The sequence below is a fragment of the Roseibium porphyridii genome, from assembly GCF_026191725.2.
In the GTDB taxonomy this organism is placed as follows: domain Bacteria; phylum Pseudomonadota; class Alphaproteobacteria; order Rhizobiales; family Stappiaceae; genus Roseibium; species Roseibium porphyridii.
In genome coordinates this window covers 3,669,373-3,686,930 of the sequence record NZ_CP120863.1, presented here as the reverse complement: position 1 = coordinate 3,686,930, position 17,558 = coordinate 3,669,373, and the positions used below count along the sequence as shown (strand labels likewise).

Below are 17,558 nucleotides of genomic sequence, written 5' to 3'. Positions count from 1 at the left end.
ATCAATTCATCAAGAAACTCGGGCACCTCTTTGTCGATCGTCGCAAACGGACGGTCGCAAACACCGACAAGTTCCGGACATATTGTCCGAGAGCGCAGGAGAATTAGACATGAAACGAGCAGTCATTGTGTCCCACAGAGGCGCTTGTTTGGTGGCGCCGGAGAACACTTTCGCATCCCTGGAAAAAGCGATCGAGCTTGGTGCGGACGTTGTCGAATTCGATGTGCGCCCCTCTGATGATGGTGTTTTTTATGTGATGCACGATGCGACCGTTGACCGGACGACAAACGGTAGTGGCCGCTTTTCTGAGATGACCTCTGCCGAGATTGAACAACTTGATGCAGGCAGCTGGTTCGGTTCTGAATTCGCTGGAGAACGGGTCCCGCGATTGGATGCCTTTCTCGATGCATGCAAGGGGCGCATCGGAACCTACGTCGAAATCAAGGAAGGGGACCCGGCAGAAGTGCGAGACATGCTGGCAGCGCGCGGCATGCTCGAACGCGCATGGACCTTTTCCTTCGATCAGTCGATCCTGGCCGAGGCTCGTGCAAAGGTGCCGGATATAAGACGGATGGTTCTGTTCGGTCACGTCGGATCCGTCGAGCGCGCTGTTGCCCAGGGTGCTTCCATTCTTGAGTTTCATGAAGACTGCCTGGTCGCTGACTCAATCAAGGAAGCGCAGGAAGCAGGTCTTACGACTCAGATGTTCTATGCAGGCCAGGATCGATCCGTATTCGAAAAGGCCGTTCGCTTCGGTATTGAACAGATGAATATCGACCACATCGATATTTTCAGGGATGTGGAAAGAGAAGTCTTGGAGTCTGTCTAGCTCGAAATAACGATTACCGAATCGTTAAGTAAAGCTAACTTCAAATTGAGAAGATATTTTTTATTTCATTCTGAGTTGTAGTTCTATTTGTCTGCATCAATCGCCAAAGCATAAAATATCAATAAACTCGGGCAGGTTTCACCTTAGATTAAGTGAGTTGTTGTTACCTTCTGGCCAACGCCAATTGATCAAGTGGCCAAAAATGACTGACAATGCACACGCTAAAGACCGAAGCGCAAAGACGATATCTCTGGGTTCTACTTTTGATGCCGTATTCAGGGAACTGTCTTTTATCTTGGCTGCAGCAACTTTTGTCGTCAGCGTATTTGTGGCCTCCGAGGCAAATGCGCAGGACTGGGTGATAAAGCGTGTTTCCGGAGTAGCCTATTTTGTTGCTCCAGGCGTACAGGCATTCCGTGTCAAACGCGGAATGGTGTTCAAAAAAGGCTACACGATTGGCACGCGACCGGGTGCACGAGCCCTTATCGCCCGCGGTAGCGAGACTATTTCTGTCGGTCCGAACACAACATTCGCAATCTCCAAGCACCGTAGCCGCGGAACCAAAACAACTCTTCTGCAACGCAAGGGGAATATTGAAGTCGACGTAAAAACGCGTCAGCGCAATCACTTTACGGTGGAAACTCCGTTTCTGGCGGCCGTTGTGAAGGGCACAAAATTCGGCGTTTCGGTAGATGCCAGGCGCGCAAGGGTTTCCGTTCAGCGTGGGCTGGTCGGCGTTGAGGATTTTGCTTCCGGAGACCGTGCAAACGTTGGTGCAGGACAGTCTGCCTCCAGTGCACCCGCCGCCAAAGTGGGGCTTCAGGTTGGGGGTAAAACAAAACCTGTTGTGCGACCAGGGAGCAAACGGGCACCGTCGTTCCAGACCCCACAAACCAAGAACGTCCCTTCTGCTGATGTTTCGCCGAATGCTGGGGGAGGGTTCTTCAGTAACTTCTTCAGCGGCAACGGCAATTCCGGTAACAGCGGCAACGGGAATGGCAACAGCAACGGCAATTCCGGTAACAGCGGCAACGGGAACGGCAACAGCAACGGCAATTCTGGCAACAGTGGCAACGGGAACGGCAACAGCAACGGCAATTCCGGTAACAGCGGCAACGGGAACGGCAATAGCAACGGCAATTCCGGTAACAGCGGCAACGGGAATGGCAACAGCAACGGCAATTCTGGCAACAGTGGCAACGGAAACGGCAATAGCAACGGCAATTCCGGTAACAGCGGCAACGGGAACGGCAATAGCAACGGCAATTCCGGTAACAGCGGCAACGGGAACGGCAACAGCAACGGCAATTCCGGTAACAGCGGCAATGGAAACGGCAACAGCAACGGCAATTCCGGTAATAGCGGCAACGGGAATGGCAACAGCAACGGCAATTCCGGAAACGGAAACGGCAACAGCAACGGCAACGGTAAAAAATAGAAAAAGAAACTGATTGGGCAGGGGCGCGATTGCCCTTCGCCTTGAAATGTCGTTGCGAATAGTGGGTGGTGACAACGGAAAGATGTGGTCAGACAGGACAAAGCGTTTCGGGAACGCCTGTGTCATCGCGATCCTTGTGGTCGCGGCGACCGCATTTGTGCGTTATGCAGGATTTTCCGGCTCGATCGATCGTTTCCTTTGGGAAGCTAAGTTTAGCCATGACAAACGTCCGGTGACCGGGCAGATCGTTCTCATCGATATTGATGCCAAGAGTTTGAATGAACTGGGCGTCTGGCCACTGCCGCGCCGCCTATATGCAGAACTAACGGACTTTGTCGCCGGATCTGGTGCTTCAGATATCCTATTTGATATCGATTTCAGCGCAGTTTCGAGTGCCGAAGATGACCGTCTCTTCGCAAATTCGATTGAAAGTGCTGGCAATGTCAGTCTCGCTATGTTTCGTCAGGCTGCTTCGGCTGGCACGAACCAAAGTGAAGTGATCAACAAGCCTATCGATAAGTTTCTTGAAGCAGCGTGGCCAGTTGTTGTCATGGTGCCCGTTGAAAACGACAGCCGTATATGGAGAAACATTTACGGCTACGACATTTCCGGTACTTCCGAATTGTCAGCGTCAGCATTCCTCGGCGAATACTCAGGGGAAGCGCTTGGCGCCTTTGGATTGGATTTCGGTATTTCTATCGATGAGTTGCCGACAGTCTCACTGGTAGATGTGCTCGACCGGTCAGTCGATCCAGAGTTTTTTCTAGGCAAGAAAGTTGTCGTTGGCGCAAGTGCGCAAGAATTGAGAGATCTCTTTCCTGTCCCGGTCTATGGCATTCTGCCTGGAAGCGTGATTCAGGCACTCGGCGCTGAGAGTTTACTCCAAAACCGCGCGATGCGTATTGAAGGGGAGTTGGCAGCCCTCGCATTTGCCGTCGTTGTTTTCCTCCTGCTTTTGATGACCAAAATCGAGGGCTGGGCGGTCAAAGCCCTGATACTTGCACTCGCCGCTGGGGCGATCGAGCTGGCGGCATTTCTTTTGCAAAAGCACATGCCGCTTCTTGTCCCTACTGCAAGTGCGCAATTCCTTTTGCTATTTGCAGCAACGGGCATAGTTCTGAGGGAACTTGGCTTTCACAGGTTGATCTCGCACGTGGCGACGATCGGAAAGCACAACAGTGAACGGATGCTCGGTCTCGTTTTTGAAGACAGTTTCGATGCCATCGTCGTCATACAGAAAGACGGTTGCGTTTCCGCAGCCAGCCGTTCGGCTAGATTGCTCTTTCATCGCAAGAAACTGATTGGCAGCAAGGCACATGAAGTCCTGCCGAGTGAACTTGTTGAAGAGGCTCAAGAAGTTCTGCTGAGTACCGTCGATCAGATGCCAATCTCCAAAACACTGGCGATGCCGTTTGACAACGGTGATCTGCGTTACATCGAATATGTTGTCACTCGCTCCGAAAGGACGCTCGCGGGCAACAGCGGCGACGACACATCAGAGGCTGTCGCTTGTCTGACCTGTCGCGATGTCACGGAGGAACGTGAGTCTGCGCTTCGTCTTGAATACCTCGCCAAATACGACCCGATAACAGGGCTGCTCAATCGGAACGGGTTTGAAGAAGAATTGACTATGCAGGCTTTGTTGGTGGAAAGCCGGGGAGAGAACCTCGGCCTCCTTCAGTTTGCTGTCGTCAACCTGGATCAGATTGTTGCATCCCTCGGTTTTTCCTTTGGCGACAGCGTCCGCAAAACGATAGCGACCCGATTGAAAACTCATTTGTCGGATGGGGTCACGTGGTCCGCGCTGTCAAGCGACACATTTGCCGCTGCTTTTGCGAACAATCCCAGAGGAGACGATGAAACACGTCTGATTGAACGAATCCGGGACCTCATAGGTGAAGACTATTCCATCGACGGAGCAAGAATCTCCGTCCAGCTCAAATTCGGTTATGCAGTGTGCGACGCAGCTGAACCCCCAGAAACTCAACTGAAGCGGTCTGGAAATGCGCTCGCCAGGGTGCGGCGTGACATTCAGCAGGAGGTTCTGGCCTTCGATCCTGGCATGGACGCCGCACTGATGCGCCGACGTGAGCTTGAGACGGAGCTGTTCAAGGCGATTGTACGCGACGAACTGCAAATGGCCTATCAGCCACTCGTCACACTGGATGACGGATTGATGTATGGGGTGGAAGCGCTACTGCGCTGGGAGCACCGAGAGCTTGGACCAATTTCGCCTGCCGAGTTTGTTCCGATAGCTGAAGAAAATGGGTATATCGTCGAACTTGGTGCTTGGGCGTTGAACCGGGCCATGAAGGAATGTTTGTCATGGCCGTTGCCTGTTCGATTGTCGATAAATTTGTCCGCAATCCAGTTCAGCCGTGGCAATTTGGTAGCAACAGTCCAGGAAGCTCTCCAGCGCACGGGTTTTCCTGCCGAGCGCCTCGATCTTGAAATAACGGAGTCGCTGTTTATCGAAGAAGGGCTTGATCTCAGGTTCCTGATGGAGGAGATCAGGTCGTTCGGATGCAGTTTCTCGCTCGACGATTTCGGAACAGGCTACTCGTCCTTGAGTTACTTACCCAACTATCCTTTCTCGAAAATCAAGCTCGATAGGGCTTTCATTCGGGAAACCTTGAGCGACAAGAAGGACGTGTCTCTAATCGAAGCGGTGCTCCATCTCGTGAAAGGCCACGACATGGAGCTTATCGTTGAGGGTATCGAAACACCCGAACAGGCAGCCAAATTGAAGCAACTCGGCTGCCAATTGGGTCAGGGATACTTGTTCGGCAAACCCATGAACGCAATTGAACTGGCAAGCATGCTCTCGAAAGCTGCTTAGGCTCACAAGCCCCCGATGCAGCTGTATTTGACGTTCAGATAGTCATCCAAACCGTATTTTGAGCCTTCGTTGCCCATGCCGCTGTCTTTGAAGCCACCGAAGGGTGCCACTTCGGTGGTGATTACGCCCTCATTGACGCCGACAAGTCCGTATTCAAGTTGTTCCATAACCCGGAACGTTCGGCCGAGGTCTTTGGTGTAAAAATAGCAGGCAAGTCCATATTCGGTATCGTTTGCCAGATCTATCACCTCATCCTCGGTGTCAAAGCTGAAGAGCGCGGCCAGCGGACCAAATGTCTCCTCGTTCGCCACCTGCATGTTTTGTGTTGCGCCTGTAATCAGGGTCGGCTCGAAGAAAATTCCAGGGCCATTGCTGCGCTTTCCTCCCGACAACAGCGTACCGCCCTTGGACAAAGCATCCTGAACATGCGTTGCAACCTTCTCAAGCGCTGCTTCGCTGATCAGCGGACCTTGAGTTGTTCCATCTTCAAGACCGTCGCCGACTTTCAGTTGATCAGACATTGCTGCTTTGAGTTTTTCAGCAAATGTGTCGTAGACGCCTGCTTGCACATAGATCCGGTTGGCGCAGACACAGGTCTGTCCGGAGTTGCGAAACTTGCTGGCGATCGCGCCTTCAACAGCGCGGTCGAGATCGGCATCGTCGAAAACAATGAAGGGCGCGTTTCCGCCAAGTTCCATTGAAATCTTCTTCATGTGCTTGCCGGCATTGGATGCCAGTAGTTTTCCGACCCGGGTCGAGCCTGTGAAGGTCAGTTTGCGGAGACCCGGATTTTCACACATCTCGGCTCCGATGGCCGGTGCGTCGCCTGTGAGGATGTTGATCACGCCGGACGGCAGTCCGGCTTTTTCTGCCATAATGCCGTAGATGAGTGCGGAATAGGGCGTCAGCTCCGCAGGCTTCAGCACCATGGTGCATCCGGCTGCAAGCGCTGCGCCCAGTTTGCGAGCGATCATGGAGTTCGGAAAATTCCAGGGTGTGATCGAACCGACTACACCGACAGGTTCCTTCGTCACAAGAATGCGCCGGTCCGCCCAGGGAGAAGGGACCGTGTCGCCATATATGCGCTTCCCTTCTTCAGCGAAGAAACGGATGTATTTCACTCCAAGCGCGATTTCGCCCTTGGCTTCGGCAAGCGGTTTGCCCATTTCGGTTGTCAGCAAGACCGCGAGATCCTCGTGATGCTCCATGATGGCATCGCAAAGAGTGTGCATCAGCGCAGCGCGCGCATCGGCCGTTAGCGCTTTCCATGCAGGCAGCGCCGCGTTGGCGGCCTCGATTGCTCGTGCAGTTTCAGCGCGTCCGCAAACAGGTACGCTGCCGAGCGTTTCACCTGTTGCCGGATTGACCACATCCAGCGTTTCACCGCTGTCAGCGTCAGACCACGCACCAGCAATAAAGACCTGTTGTTTTAAAAGCGCGGCATTTACCGACATGAAAGCCTCCCTGAAAATAGTGCCTGCGTGCTTGAAGCAGCTGACTATGCTTTTCACAGTCATAGGGGGGTAATCGCGTGTCTGGCAAGCGCGATTTGATTGGAGCCTTTAGAGCGTCTGTGACGAAGAATTGCTGTTCGATGCTGAACATTCACTCGCCATTTGCAAAAAGAAAAACGCGCCCCAAGTGGAGCGCGCTTATGACATTGCATTAGAACGTCAGCGAAGGGAATTTGTCGGCAGATATCAGCCGTTCAAGCGTTCCTGCAGAACTGCTATCTCATCTGCAAGCGCTTGAGCCTGCCGCTGAACGCGATCAAGTGCGACCCGCATGCTGTCGAGGTCAGCAGCAGCAGGTTCTTCGGAAAAGGGTGGAGTGCCTCGACCGACAAGAAGCCACGTCGGGCTTACATTCAAAACACCGGCGAGCAGCACCAGCTTGTTGGACCGCGGTTCGGAACGGTCGCTTTCCCAGCTTTGAAGCGTTGCAGTTTTAATTCCGAGACGTCGTGCGAGCTGCGCAGTCGACAGGCCAGCCGCATCACGCGCCTTGCATACGCGTTCACCAAGTGTGTAGTCGCTGTTGTTGGTGGACATGAGTGCGCTCCCGTCATTTTCAGCCGAATCCGCCGCCAGATAGACGGTTGTCTCCGCTTGGGAGGGGAAATTTCTATCGTATACTTGGGTCATGGGCGGCACACTTGCACGAGAGGTATGTGCACTGCAACAGCAAGCGGTCGATTTGTCGCATACTGGGTGAGTAAGGGCGGGATCAGGCCGAAAGCCTGTCAAAAATGACGGGACTACAGATCTACATCAGTACTCCCGTTCAAAAAATATCCCTGCCTTGGAAGACCCGTCAGCACCGACTTCACCGCGCACCTTCAGCCCACGGTCGAGATCGATATCAACCTTGACGCGGCTGGATCCGGAGCCGGTTCCTTGCTCAACGCCGACATAAATATTGTCGTTGATATACTTGCCGACAGCAACGGACGGTCCATCGTCTCCATCCGTGTTGATATCGATGGCGTCCAGGCCCAAAGACTTGCGTATCGTGGCGAGGGGTCCGGTGTCGCTTCCACCGGTCAGGGTCGCTATGGCCGCAGCAAGACGCGCTACTTGCGTCGCCGAAAGGTTGCCGACGCTCTTTCCGAACAAAAGCAAGGCCAATACTTCGTCCTGAGGCAGTTCGGGAGAGGAACTGAACTCGATGACAGGGTCGTCCGCGTCACCACTTACCGAAACTGTAATGGACGTATCGTTGACGGTCGTCGTGGCAGCAAAATCGATAACGGGTGTGAGCGACCCTTCAAAGGTTGCTGTTCCGCGCGAGAAAACGAGCCGTCTGGTAAGGATGTCCAATTGACCGCGCTTCAACGAAAAAGCGCCAATCGCCTGCGGATTTGCGGTTGTCCCGACGACCTTGAGATTTCCCTGAAGCTCAGCATCCAAGCCGCGCCCTCGGATAAAGATGCGCCCCGGCGCGGAAACAAGTATGTCCAACCGAGGTGGAATTGACTTTTGTTGCGTCTGGTTTTGTTTCGGTCCGCCGCCTATTTGGGCAACTTGTTCCATGATCGCTTTTGACGCATGAATATGTTGCACGTCGACGGGCGGGATTGCGCCAGGCAGGTACTCGGGAATGGAGATATCGGCCTTATTGATCGTGACGCTTCCACCGAAAAGAGCGGACGAAGCGGAAGAGGCAAGGGGCCCCGTGATCTTGAGATCAGCGTCCACCTCGGCTGTTACCAGACCAGGGTCTACATAGCGGCCGTTGTCGAGATTTATAGAAAGATCTGCCGGAAACCCGTCATTCATGCCGACGGTCCCGGACGCTGAGAGCGATCCGCCCGTTACAATCTCTCCAGTTACACCATTGATCGAAGCCTGGTTCTGATTGACCGACGCATTGCCGCTGATGTTTCGCACGGTAAGGCCGGTGGAAAGGCTCGTCACCTTCAGGTCAGCGGGGGTCGCGGTGATCTGATACGTGGGTGAACTGGCAGAACCGCCCACGTTTCCGTCCACTGCAATCGCGCCTTCGCTTCTGATACCTGCTTCCAGCAATGGTCTTTTGAGCGCCAATGTCGGGATTGTGCCATTGAGCTTTATGGAAAGTGGATTGGGTTGTGCCAGCCCAATCGTCCCTGACGAGGCAAAATTGAGTCCACTTGCATTATTGAGCTTCGTTGATTGATTGATCTGGTTGTTCTTGAGCGTGCCCGTGGTGGTCATGTTGAAGTCTGACAGACCGTTTTTCCGCAGCTCGGTTGCCGTTAGACCGCTGCCTGTGATCGACCATTTGGCTTCAGGCTCGGCTGTGCTTCCGTTCGCTGTTGCATTCCCGGAGAGAGTGCCGCCGAGACCGAGCGAAGGGACGAACGCATTTGCAAGGTTCAAAGGTATGGATTTCAGTTCAGCGCTCATATCGAGCGATTGACCGGCCTTTCCCGCCAGTGAAAGTGAACCGCTGCCAAGCGAGAGTTCCAATGGCGTAATCGTTACATCGCCATTTTGGTAGGTGATCCGGGACGGTTGGTTTAACTGGCTTTTCAGCCCTTGATAGCGAAGCCCCAGTTCAGAAAGGGCAACCAGATAAGCACCAGTCTCAGGTTCGCTGATATGCGCTGCCAATGTGAGGCCGTCTTTTTGCCCCTTATCCATGTCCGCTTCGGCAGTAATTGCTGTGCCTCCATCCTGGGGCTTTGCAAGAACTTTCACCCGGTGCATAGGTGTTGCGTCCGTTATCAGTTCCGTAATCTCTATGTCTGCGGAGACTGTTTCAGGCGCATACGGAGCAGCAAGGTTGGCTTTCAGTTTCAGCGAACCGATGCTGACAGTGGGCACGTCAATGTCACTCCCAGTGACGTTCAGGACGAGAATTTTGTTGTCCGGATCAGCTGATACGGTCCCTTCGATACGCCCGCCGATCTCAGTGAGAAGGAGCGGTGAAAGCGATGCCAGATCAGGTGCATCAATCTTCAGCTCCCCGGCTAGTGTTTCCAAAGGTTCGGTCAGATCACCAACCGAGAGATTTCCGTTGATCGAATTCCCTGCAAGCTTCATCGACAGAGGATCAATGTCTGCTCCGCCATCCCGGCTTGACAACTCCACGTCAACGGAGATCGGTTGATCATTGAGCTTTGCAGAGCTTTTGATAGTGGCTTTGGGAGCTGCAGGGTCCGCGACAGCCTCTGTTTCGAACCTCAAATCATCCAAAGGCGTGCCGGCAAGAAGAATTTGATCGGAACTGGCCGAAGCCTCAACATTTAGCGCGTCCACCGGGCCGGACGTTTTTGCGCTGAATTCCAGGCTGCCAGAGAGTTGAGCGTCAACCTTCGACAGATCGGCGAGTTTCGCGGTAAGCTCTGAGATCAAGGAGTCGTTTTCGTATTGTGCGTTGCCATTTGCCGACAGTGCGCTGTTTTTCAACGACAGGCTTTTCAGCGTTATGTTGTCTTGGCCCTCCAGATCTAGTGTCAGATCAACCTGAGTGTCGTCTGTCAGAAGCGCATCGGCTTGTGCGACACCAGTTTGCAGATCTTTTGTAATCAATGACAGGGCGACCGATCCTGAAAGCGCACTTGGGTTCAGATTGGTGGAAAAAGAACTGGTGAGGCCTCCGCCGAGCGTTCGGCCCGCCACCTCTGAAAAGATTTCCAGATTTCCAAGGGACATGCGCCCCTGTGCCTTGATTTCATCTTGCGATAGCAAGCTGTCGTTTAACGCGAGACTGGCAGCAGGCGAAGTCAGGTCCAGAGATTGGAAAAACAGACTTTGCGATTGGGCATCCACCGATCCTGTGGCATTCAACTCAAGCCGTCCTGAGACTGGCTTGGTTTCAGGTGACAAACCCACCAATTGTTTGACGTTGAGTTTCAGGTCAAATGGTGTTTTCAGTGCGTCGGGGGTCAGGTCGGCACCTGATCCTGAGGCGCTGAGCGTCAAAGCGCCCGTGCGAGCTTCAGTGGTTTGCAAAGAGGCGAGACCGGCGCTAAGCGACCACACTGCTGCGGTCTGATCTCCAGTCACGGAAAAATCGACGTTCGTTGGCCCAAACGCAATACGCCGATTCCCGAGATCAAGTGCAATCAGCGCATTGTCACCTGCACTGACAACCAGTTTGCCAGATGCATTTAAACTCTCGGAACCAAGTTCAGCATTTGCACTCAAGGCAACGGTTTGTGTCCTGAGTGAAAGGTTCCCGGAGCGCGGCGAGAACTCGGGAGAAAACTGAGCACTCCCCTTGATGTCTGTCGTTCCAAGAAGAAACGCCTGGGCAGCTGGCGGAGCAAGTGGCTCAAGGTCGCCGTCCAGATCGAATTCCAGGTTTCGTCCCTCAGCGGTTTGCGAAATCTGTGCCGAACCGGTGACGGTTTTGCGACCATCTAGAGCAACTTCGAGATTGGCCGCCCAGTCGGTGAGTGGCCCGTCGCCTTTCAGAGAAAGAAGCAGCGCGGGAAGGTCCGGGACTTCAAGCAATCGCGCAGCAAGACCGCCCCGTGGCTCTGATACAGAAATGTCGAATGCAAGCGTTTCAGCAGATGGTTCAAACTGAGCTTGGGCCGTTAGCGAGGCATCGATCCCATCAATCCTGTGCACATCGAGATCAGCGGTTATGAGTGCAGGATCAAGAGCGAATGAACCGGACCCGGAGGCTGCCAGGGAAACTGGAGCGCCCAAGAGAGGTTCTCCAAGATTGAGTTCTGCAATCGAAAGTGCTTTCAAGGAAATGTCGAAGGGAAGTGCGATCCCACCAGACCCTGAAGTCTGCGCGCTGGAGGAGGAGGGGTCCTCTTCAGCACCAATCGGCACTCTGTTGACATCGATCAGCGACGCGGAAATCTGACCAATATTCAAGTCACCGGTAATTAGTCCCAGTGGTCGCCAGTCGAAGTTTAGGCCTTCGGCTTCAAGCCAGGTTCCTTGAGTGTCGGCCAGTTTCAGTCGATCCAACGTAATGTTGAGCCCGAAGCTTATGTAAAGCTCTTCAAGCGTGACCGTTTGATTTTCATTGGATGCAAGGGAGCTGGCGACATTTGAAAGGAATGCCCGACCTGCCGGCAGCTGTAATGCTCCGATGGCGAGCACCGGCAGCGCGACCGCAAGCGCGATCAGGAATCCGAAGATTCGCAGGGACAATCTTAAAAAACGCATATGCGCTAAAACGCCTGGCTCAAACCGACATAAAGAGCGAAGTCCGGGTCACCCGGACCAGGATCGAGCGGTACCGCCGCATCGATTCGAAGTGGCCCTATAGGAGTAAAGTAGCGCAAACCGGCACCAACGCCCACCTTTAGGCTCTCTGAAAAATCCGGAATGCTGTCTTCATAAGCGTTGCCCGCATCGACAAATCCGACAACGCCGATAGTGTCGGTGATTTTCACCCTGACTTCACCAGACAATTCAAGCAACGAACGCCCACCGGTTACCTCGTCATTTATGCGGGGGCCGACATTTCGATAGGCGTAGCCGCGGATAGATCCACCACCACCTGCGATAAAGCGCCGGCTTGCGGGAACGGCTTCAACCGAGGGCGCAACAATTGACCCGGCCGATACACGTCCGGCCAGAATAAAGCGCTTCGCTTCATCAAGTGCGTAGTAGCTGGACACAGTGCCTTTCACAAAACCCATCGCATTGGAATTCAATGTGTCGTAGGCAGGTTCTGCAAAGACTGCGGCAAAGACGCCTTTCGACGGGTTGAGTTTGTCGTCTCTGTTGTCGAACGTCAGGTCGGCGGGAAGGCCGAACAACAGATAATCGTCATCGCCAAATGCGTCTTCTTCATTTGCATAAAAGATTTCCGCACCCGCACGGCCTTTAAGCGTGTCGGAAAATTCTCTGTTCAGATAAGCGTCAAATGTGATGGTGCGGCTCTTATAAGCATCTGGATTTTCCTGGCGCGCCTCGAGACTGGTTGAAAAACTTGTCAAAGGTCCGAAGACGCCGGGCTTTTCGAATGCGATCCTTGCCGAATATTCCTGATCTTCGATGCTTTCCGTACCAATGCGGCCAATAGAGCCCTCAACCGAAAGCAACTCGCCACGTCCGAACAGATTGCGCCGTCGCCAGTAGCTCTCAACCCCGAAACCTTCAGTACTCGACCAGGAAGCGCCGGCTCCAATGACGTGCCGCTTTCGTTCGCTGACTTCAATTGTTATCGGCAGATTTCCGTCCGGGCCTTCAATATGGCCCTCAACCAGTCTTATGGATGAGAAGATACCAAGTTCATTCAAGCGCTTGCGTGCGCGAGCCAAATCTTCTGGCGAATAGATCTTGCCCTCAGGCAGCATGGCCTGCTGAACGACAAAGTCAGGATCTGTCACTTCAGTGCCGCTAACGGAGACTTTGCCAAAGCGCGCCTGTTCACCAGCGTCGGCAACGAGGGTCACATCCAAAGTGTCTGTGCTGTGGTCGGCAGTTATGCGCCGCTCCGCAATGGAGGCCTTTGGAAAACCGCGCCCGCGAAGGTCAGCCACCATACGTTTTTCAGCCGTGAGGATTTTCCCCGAGGCAGCGACATCACCCGCTTTGAGCCCCCAATAGCCTGGGTCTGAAGTCAAATCGCCGCCGCGTGAGACAACAACCACTTTGCCGAACGTGAATACTGGACCCGGGTTCGCGACGATGGAGACATTGACCGGCCGCGCATCTGGAAGGTCGCTTTGTTCCAGGGCTGTTTCCAGTGGTATTCCAGACAAAGTGATGTCGACGGTACCGCCATAACGCCCGTCTGCGTAAAGTTTTGCAATCAGTCTTTCCCGGTCGGAAAGTGCCCTGGCGATCAGTCCGGCTTCACCAGAAGGGGGCTTGTCCTGTTGTTGAACAAGCAGCGATGCGCCTTCGAGTTCATCTTTCAGGTGATCGCCACCACTCGATATGCTCAAGTCGGCTTTGTAAGGCAAGGGGTCTGGAACGGCGGCAGCTTCATCCTCAGCCGACTCGAAAAATTTCCAGCCGAACACTTCAAAGGAGTGAGCCGGCACCGGCACCGCAAGCAATGCTCCAACGAGGATGATCCTGATCAAACCGTGTTTTTCAACGCAGCACGCACCGGCAACTTGTAGTGCTGCCAGTGCAGTATGAACGTTGAGACGCGTGTCCGCTCGAGAGCCGGACATGCAGGACGGAAGACCCTTCACTTACTGCCGCCTGTCGGATTGGCATGGCTTCTTGCAAAGAAACACTCTTGTGCAATTCAACCAGCTGCTGATGCAGCCCCTACGTCACCCACGTTAAGGAGCCATGGTTAAAGTAATACAAACACGATAGACCATGGCGCAGGTATCAACGCAAGAGTGAAGGGTCCTCAAGAGCTTGATCACCTGAATTGGGTGTCAAATACTCCAATGGTTGTCAGAACAGTGCTTGATCTTCTGGCAAATTCATCAAACGTCGAGCAGCGGTCAAAGTATTGGCCATGAGCATGGCAATTGTCATGGGACCAACGCCACCTGGCACAGGTGTGATTGCGCCGACATGATCGACAGCCTGATCGAAGGCGACATCCCCAACAAGTCGTGTCTTTCCCTCGCCCTTTTCGGGGGCCGGAATACGATTTATGCCAACATCGATGACGGTAGCGCCAGGCTTGATCCAGTCACCTTTGACCATTTCAGGTCTCCCGACTGCCGCAACAACAATGTCAGCCGCCTTAACAATCGCTGGGAGATCCTTGGTTCGGCTGTGAGCGATGGTGACCGTGCAACTTTCTTGGAGCAGCAGGCTGGCCATTGGTTTGCCGACAATATTGGAACGACCGACGACGACCGCGTTCAGTCCAGACAAAGTGTCGCCCAATGTCCGTTTCAGAAGCACGAGACTGCCTGCCGGTGTGCAGGGGACAAGCGCGCTGGCACGTTCTCCGGCCGTCAAAAGGCCGACATTTACCGGATGAAAACCGTCGACATCCTTTTCAGGGCGAATCAGGCGAAGGACCTTGCTTTCGTCAATGTGACCGGGCAGCGGCAATTGTACCAGAATGCCGTGAATCTCCTCGTCTTCATTTAACTGCGACACCAGAGCGAGCACGTCCGCTTCGCTCGTGTCCGCCGCGAGTGTGTGTTTCACGGAATGAAAGCCGCAAGCTTCTGCCGCTCGATCTTTGTTTCGGACGTAGACTTGGCTTGCCGGGTCTTCACCAACAAGAACAACCGCCAGTCCCGGCCGTTTTCCAGTCGCTTCCAACAACTGCGCTGCGCGATGAGTGATATCATCGCGTACTGAATTTGCGATTTCCTTGCCGTCAATTATCTGCGCCTGGGGCATTCAGCCTCCTCATACATCTGCAATTGCAACATCCGATTTCAGAGGAACCTATAGAACCGCAATCAAGTTTCCAAAAGACGGTTTGCGTCTTTTCCTTTGCTGGTTGCGCCACGAAATGCACGCTTGTTGATAAGCACTATTTACCAGCTGCAAACCTGTTCAGTTCGGAAATGGCGCAGACAATGTGGTATAAGGAGCTGGCCGGTGCCGGCTCGTCTTCAAACTCTCCGTCTGGACTCATCTTGTCCCGCCAAAGGCCTTCAGGCGCCGATTCGAAGAACTTTCGCATCGCGTTTGCAGCATCCGGTATGTCTGACAGATAGGCGTCGCGCTCCGGTCCGTTGGAAATTTCCGCAAGAGCAATAGCAGCCTTTAACCATTCGGTCTGACCCCACAGTCGCGCGATCGGGTTGCGAACACTGAAATCGTCATTCATTGCCATGAACGTGACACCACGTGACTCGTCGATTCCATACGTCCAGGCAATATCATAAAGGCGCCTTGCGGCTATCAATGCACCAGCGTCGCTGCGAGATTGGCCCCATCGTGTCAAAAGCCAGGCCCATTCAAACTGGTGTCCCGGTTCCATAACGCGGCCCAAATCTTCGCTGAATGGAGACCAATCCATCTCAAAAAACTCTCGCAATCCTCCGGTGACGGGATCGATAAAGCGGTTCAGTGCCAGTTCGGCGATTTCGTCAGAAAGTTCCCGCCATGCAGGATCAGCGGAAATGGTTTCCCAGGCCAGGCATGCTTCAAACATGTGCATGTGCGGGTTTGAGCGAAGAGGCAGTTTGTCGGGATTGGCTTCTCGAAACCCGCCATGTGGATTGCGATAGTTTTCAGTCAGATAGTTCAATAAATCGGATGCATGCTCTTCGGCGTCTGACTGCAAGTCAGAGATATTGCCTGCGATTTGCGCGAATGCAAACAGGGCAAAGGCCTGATTATAGAGATCGAACGTTTGATCCGTTACCCGGTTTTCGACATCAACCGACGAGATGAAGTAGCCCTCGTTCGAATGATATGCGTCAAGGAACCATTTATATAGACCCTTGGTGAGGGCTTCGGCTGGGCCGGACCAACCAAGCTTCGCCCCTTCCAGGAAAGAGTAGATCTGTCTTGGAACAACTCTGGCCCGCCTGGCTGCAAACAGGGGTTTCTGTGTTGCCAGATCGATCGACTCGTAACACTCGCCTTTGTCAATATCGGCACCGAGAGCTGTCCACATCGGCAGTGCACGATTATTCAGCCAGGCTGTCAATTCTGCGGATTGGTGCTGTACCGATCTTCCGACTTGAGTTTTGTCAATTGTTGTCATCGAAGACTCCGATACGAGCATAATTCTGCCGGACTCAACCAGGACACTAATGGCCTTGGCGCTAAGAACTGAAGACGATAAATCAGAAATTAATCAATTCACTAGGAAAAACGGTCTACTGTTACAGCAAAGTCACAGATGGGATGTTTCTCCGGGGGAAAGGGCCGTTGTGTCTTGGACAACCCCGACAGGGAATGCTACCAGACTGACAACCAATGGGTGGATCGGGTTCTAATGCGTTTTATTTCTGTTTTGGTAGCTGCGGCGGCTTTGTTCGGGTGTTCCGCACTGCCCGGCGATGGGCCGGCTGCCATTAACATTACTTCCCAGGATGTTGAATCGAGCGCCGAAGCCGGTGATTTCACCGTCGTTGTGATCGATCCGGTCAACATTGAGGCGATCCGGGCGTATCGCCCTCTGGCTTTTGCCAACCAATTCCGTGGTGTTGGACGCGGCGGGTCACCAACTCTCTTGGGTGTTGGCGATACGCTTGTTGTGACAATATGGGAAGCGTCACCGGATGGTCTGTTTTCCAGCGGCGATAGCGGCTCCAGCCAAATTCCATCGGTCGTCGATGAGAACGGCTTTATCTTCGTGCCTTACGCCGGGAGGGTGCGTGCGGCCGGACTGAGTATCGAAGGTCTTCGCCAATCGGTTCAGAAGAAACTTGTCGGCAAGGCTGTGGAGCCGCAGGTTCTGATTTCTCTGAAAGACAAGCTTAGTTCTACGGCCGTTGTTGTTGGTGATGTCATGAAACCGGGTGTCTACCCGCTTCCATTGCGCAATACGCGGTTGCTTGATCTCGTTGCGCAGGCTGGTGGTGCTCGCGAGGCGACATATGAAACCGTTGTTACGCTAAAGCGAGGCAATAGGGCTGGGACAACGCGCTTGGAAGACTTAATCGAATACCCAGAGAACAATGTATATATTTCTCCGAGTGACAACATATTGTTATCGCATCGACCGAGGACCTTTTCCGCATTTGGTGCTGTAAAAAGCAATGAGTTAGTCCCTTTCCGCACAAAGAGCGTGTCAATGGCCGAAGCCTTGGCGACCGTTGGTGGCCTGAGTGATTCGCGAGCCGACGCTAATGGTGTGTTCTTGTTCAGGTACGAAGACGCTGCTTTGGTTCGTCAGCTTAGGCCGGAGCTCGCTGACAAACTGGCCGGTAAAAAGACGGCTCCGCTGGTGTACAAAGTGGGCTTGCGCGATCCAAAAGGGTTCTTCATGACTCAGCACTTTGAAATGCGAGATAAAGATATTCTTTATATCGCGAACCATCCAACGGCAGAACTTGGCAAATTCCTGCAAATTATTGCGCCCTTGCTAAGTAACTACACGGTGGTTCAGGGTATCACCGATTAACAGTCGTGGGCTATAATATGATGACCGTTCAGAAA

At 53.5% G+C, this 17,558-nt stretch carries 10 protein-coding genes; 4 read left to right on the top strand and 6 right to left on the bottom strand.

The genetic code is table 11. The features are described 5' to 3' along the window. The first annotated feature begins 109 nt into the window (after positions 1–109). The 3 genes from K1718_RS17035 to K1718_RS17025 all read left to right on the top strand — a co-directional run bounded on the left by K1718_RS17035 (position 110) and on the right by K1718_RS17025 (position 5,106). Entirely contained in the window at positions 110–829 is a 720-nt protein-coding gene (locus K1718_RS17035) for a glycerophosphodiester phosphodiesterase (protein WP_265681444.1), read from the top strand. A 295-nt stretch (positions 830–1,124) separates the two neighbouring features. Beyond that, positions 1,125–2,267 carry a FecR family protein gene (locus K1718_RS17030; RefSeq protein WP_285806019.1) on the top strand — a complete coding sequence of 381 codons (1,143 nt, stop codon included), beginning with the start codon at positions 1,125–1,127 and terminating at the stop codon, positions 2,265–2,267. Positions 2,268–2,280: 13 nt separating this feature from the next. Continuing rightward, the gene (locus tag K1718_RS17025) at positions 2,281–5,106 is read left to right on the top strand and encodes an EAL domain-containing protein (RefSeq protein WP_265681446.1); all 2,826 of its coding nucleotides are present in this window, start codon (positions 2,281–2,283) and stop codon (positions 5,104–5,106) included. Between the two features lie 2 nt (positions 5,107–5,108). On the opposite strand, the gene K1718_RS17020 is transcribed toward K1718_RS17025, so the two are convergent. From K1718_RS17020 to K1718_RS16995, 6 genes are all read right to left on the bottom strand, one after another. After that, a complete protein-coding gene (locus K1718_RS17020) occupies positions 5,109–6,560 on the bottom strand; it encodes an NAD-dependent succinate-semialdehyde dehydrogenase (RefSeq protein WP_265681447.1) in 1,452 nt (483 codons plus the stop codon). Positions 6,561–6,806: 246 nt separating this feature from the next. Further along, entirely contained in the window at positions 6,807–7,157 is a 351-nt protein-coding gene (locus K1718_RS17015; RefSeq protein WP_209006604.1) for a helix-turn-helix domain-containing protein, read from the bottom strand. A gap of 219 nt (positions 7,158–7,376) precedes the next feature. After that, the gene (locus tag K1718_RS17010; RefSeq protein ID WP_265681448.1) at positions 7,377–11,723 is read right to left on the bottom strand and encodes a translocation/assembly module TamB domain-containing protein; all 4,347 of its coding nucleotides are present in this window, start codon (positions 11,721–11,723) and stop codon (positions 7,377–7,379) included. A 5-nt stretch (positions 11,724–11,728) separates the two neighbouring features. After that, complete coding sequence (locus K1718_RS17005; protein ID WP_265681449.1) at positions 11,729–13,711, bottom strand: autotransporter assembly complex protein TamA; 1,983 nt, start codon at positions 13,709–13,711, stop codon at positions 11,729–11,731. Positions 13,712–13,925: 214 nt separating this feature from the next. Continuing rightward, positions 13,926–14,837 carry a bifunctional methylenetetrahydrofolate dehydrogenase/methenyltetrahydrofolate cyclohydrolase FolD gene (gene folD / locus K1718_RS17000; RefSeq protein ID WP_265681450.1) on the bottom strand — a complete coding sequence of 304 codons (912 nt, stop codon included), beginning with the start codon at positions 14,835–14,837 and terminating at the stop codon, positions 13,926–13,928. A gap of 136 nt (positions 14,838–14,973) precedes the next feature. Then, entirely contained in the window at positions 14,974–16,158 is a 1,185-nt protein-coding gene (locus tag K1718_RS16995) for an AGE family epimerase/isomerase (RefSeq protein WP_265681451.1), read from the bottom strand. 234 nt (positions 16,159–16,392) lie between these two features. Between K1718_RS16995 and K1718_RS16990 the strand changes: the two genes are divergently transcribed. Continuing rightward, positions 16,393–17,523, top strand: coding sequence for a polysaccharide biosynthesis/export family protein (locus tag K1718_RS16990; protein ID WP_265681452.1), 1,131 nt, complete (start codon positions 16,393–16,395; stop codon positions 17,521–17,523). Positions 17,524–17,558 lie beyond the last annotated feature (35 nt).

Bases quoted from the DNA above. Each gene is read 5' to 3' on its own strand.
- K1718_RS17035 (WP_265681444.1), top strand. From the start codon at position 110: ATGAAACGAGCAGTCATTGTGTCCCACAGAGGCGCTTGTTTGGTGGCG.
- K1718_RS16995 (WP_265681451.1), bottom strand. From the start codon at position 16,158: ATGACAACAATTGACAAAACTCAAGTCGGAAGATCGGTACAGCACCAA.
- K1718_RS17020 (WP_265681447.1), bottom strand. From the start codon at position 6,560: ATGTCGGTAAATGCCGCGCTTTTAAAACAACAGGTCTTTATTGCTGGT.
- folD (WP_265681450.1), bottom strand. From the start codon at position 14,837: ATGCCCCAGGCGCAGATAATTGACGGCAAGGAAATCGCAAATTCAGTA.
- K1718_RS17010 (WP_265681448.1), bottom strand. From the start codon at position 11,723: ATGCGTTTTTTAAGATTGTCCCTGCGAATCTTCGGATTCCTGATCGCG.
- K1718_RS16990 (WP_265681452.1), top strand. From the start codon at position 16,393: ATGCGTTTTATTTCTGTTTTGGTAGCTGCGGCGGCTTTGTTCGGGTGT.
- K1718_RS17015 (WP_209006604.1), bottom strand. From the start codon at position 7,157: ATGTCCACCAACAACAGCGACTACACACTTGGTGAACGCGTATGCAAG.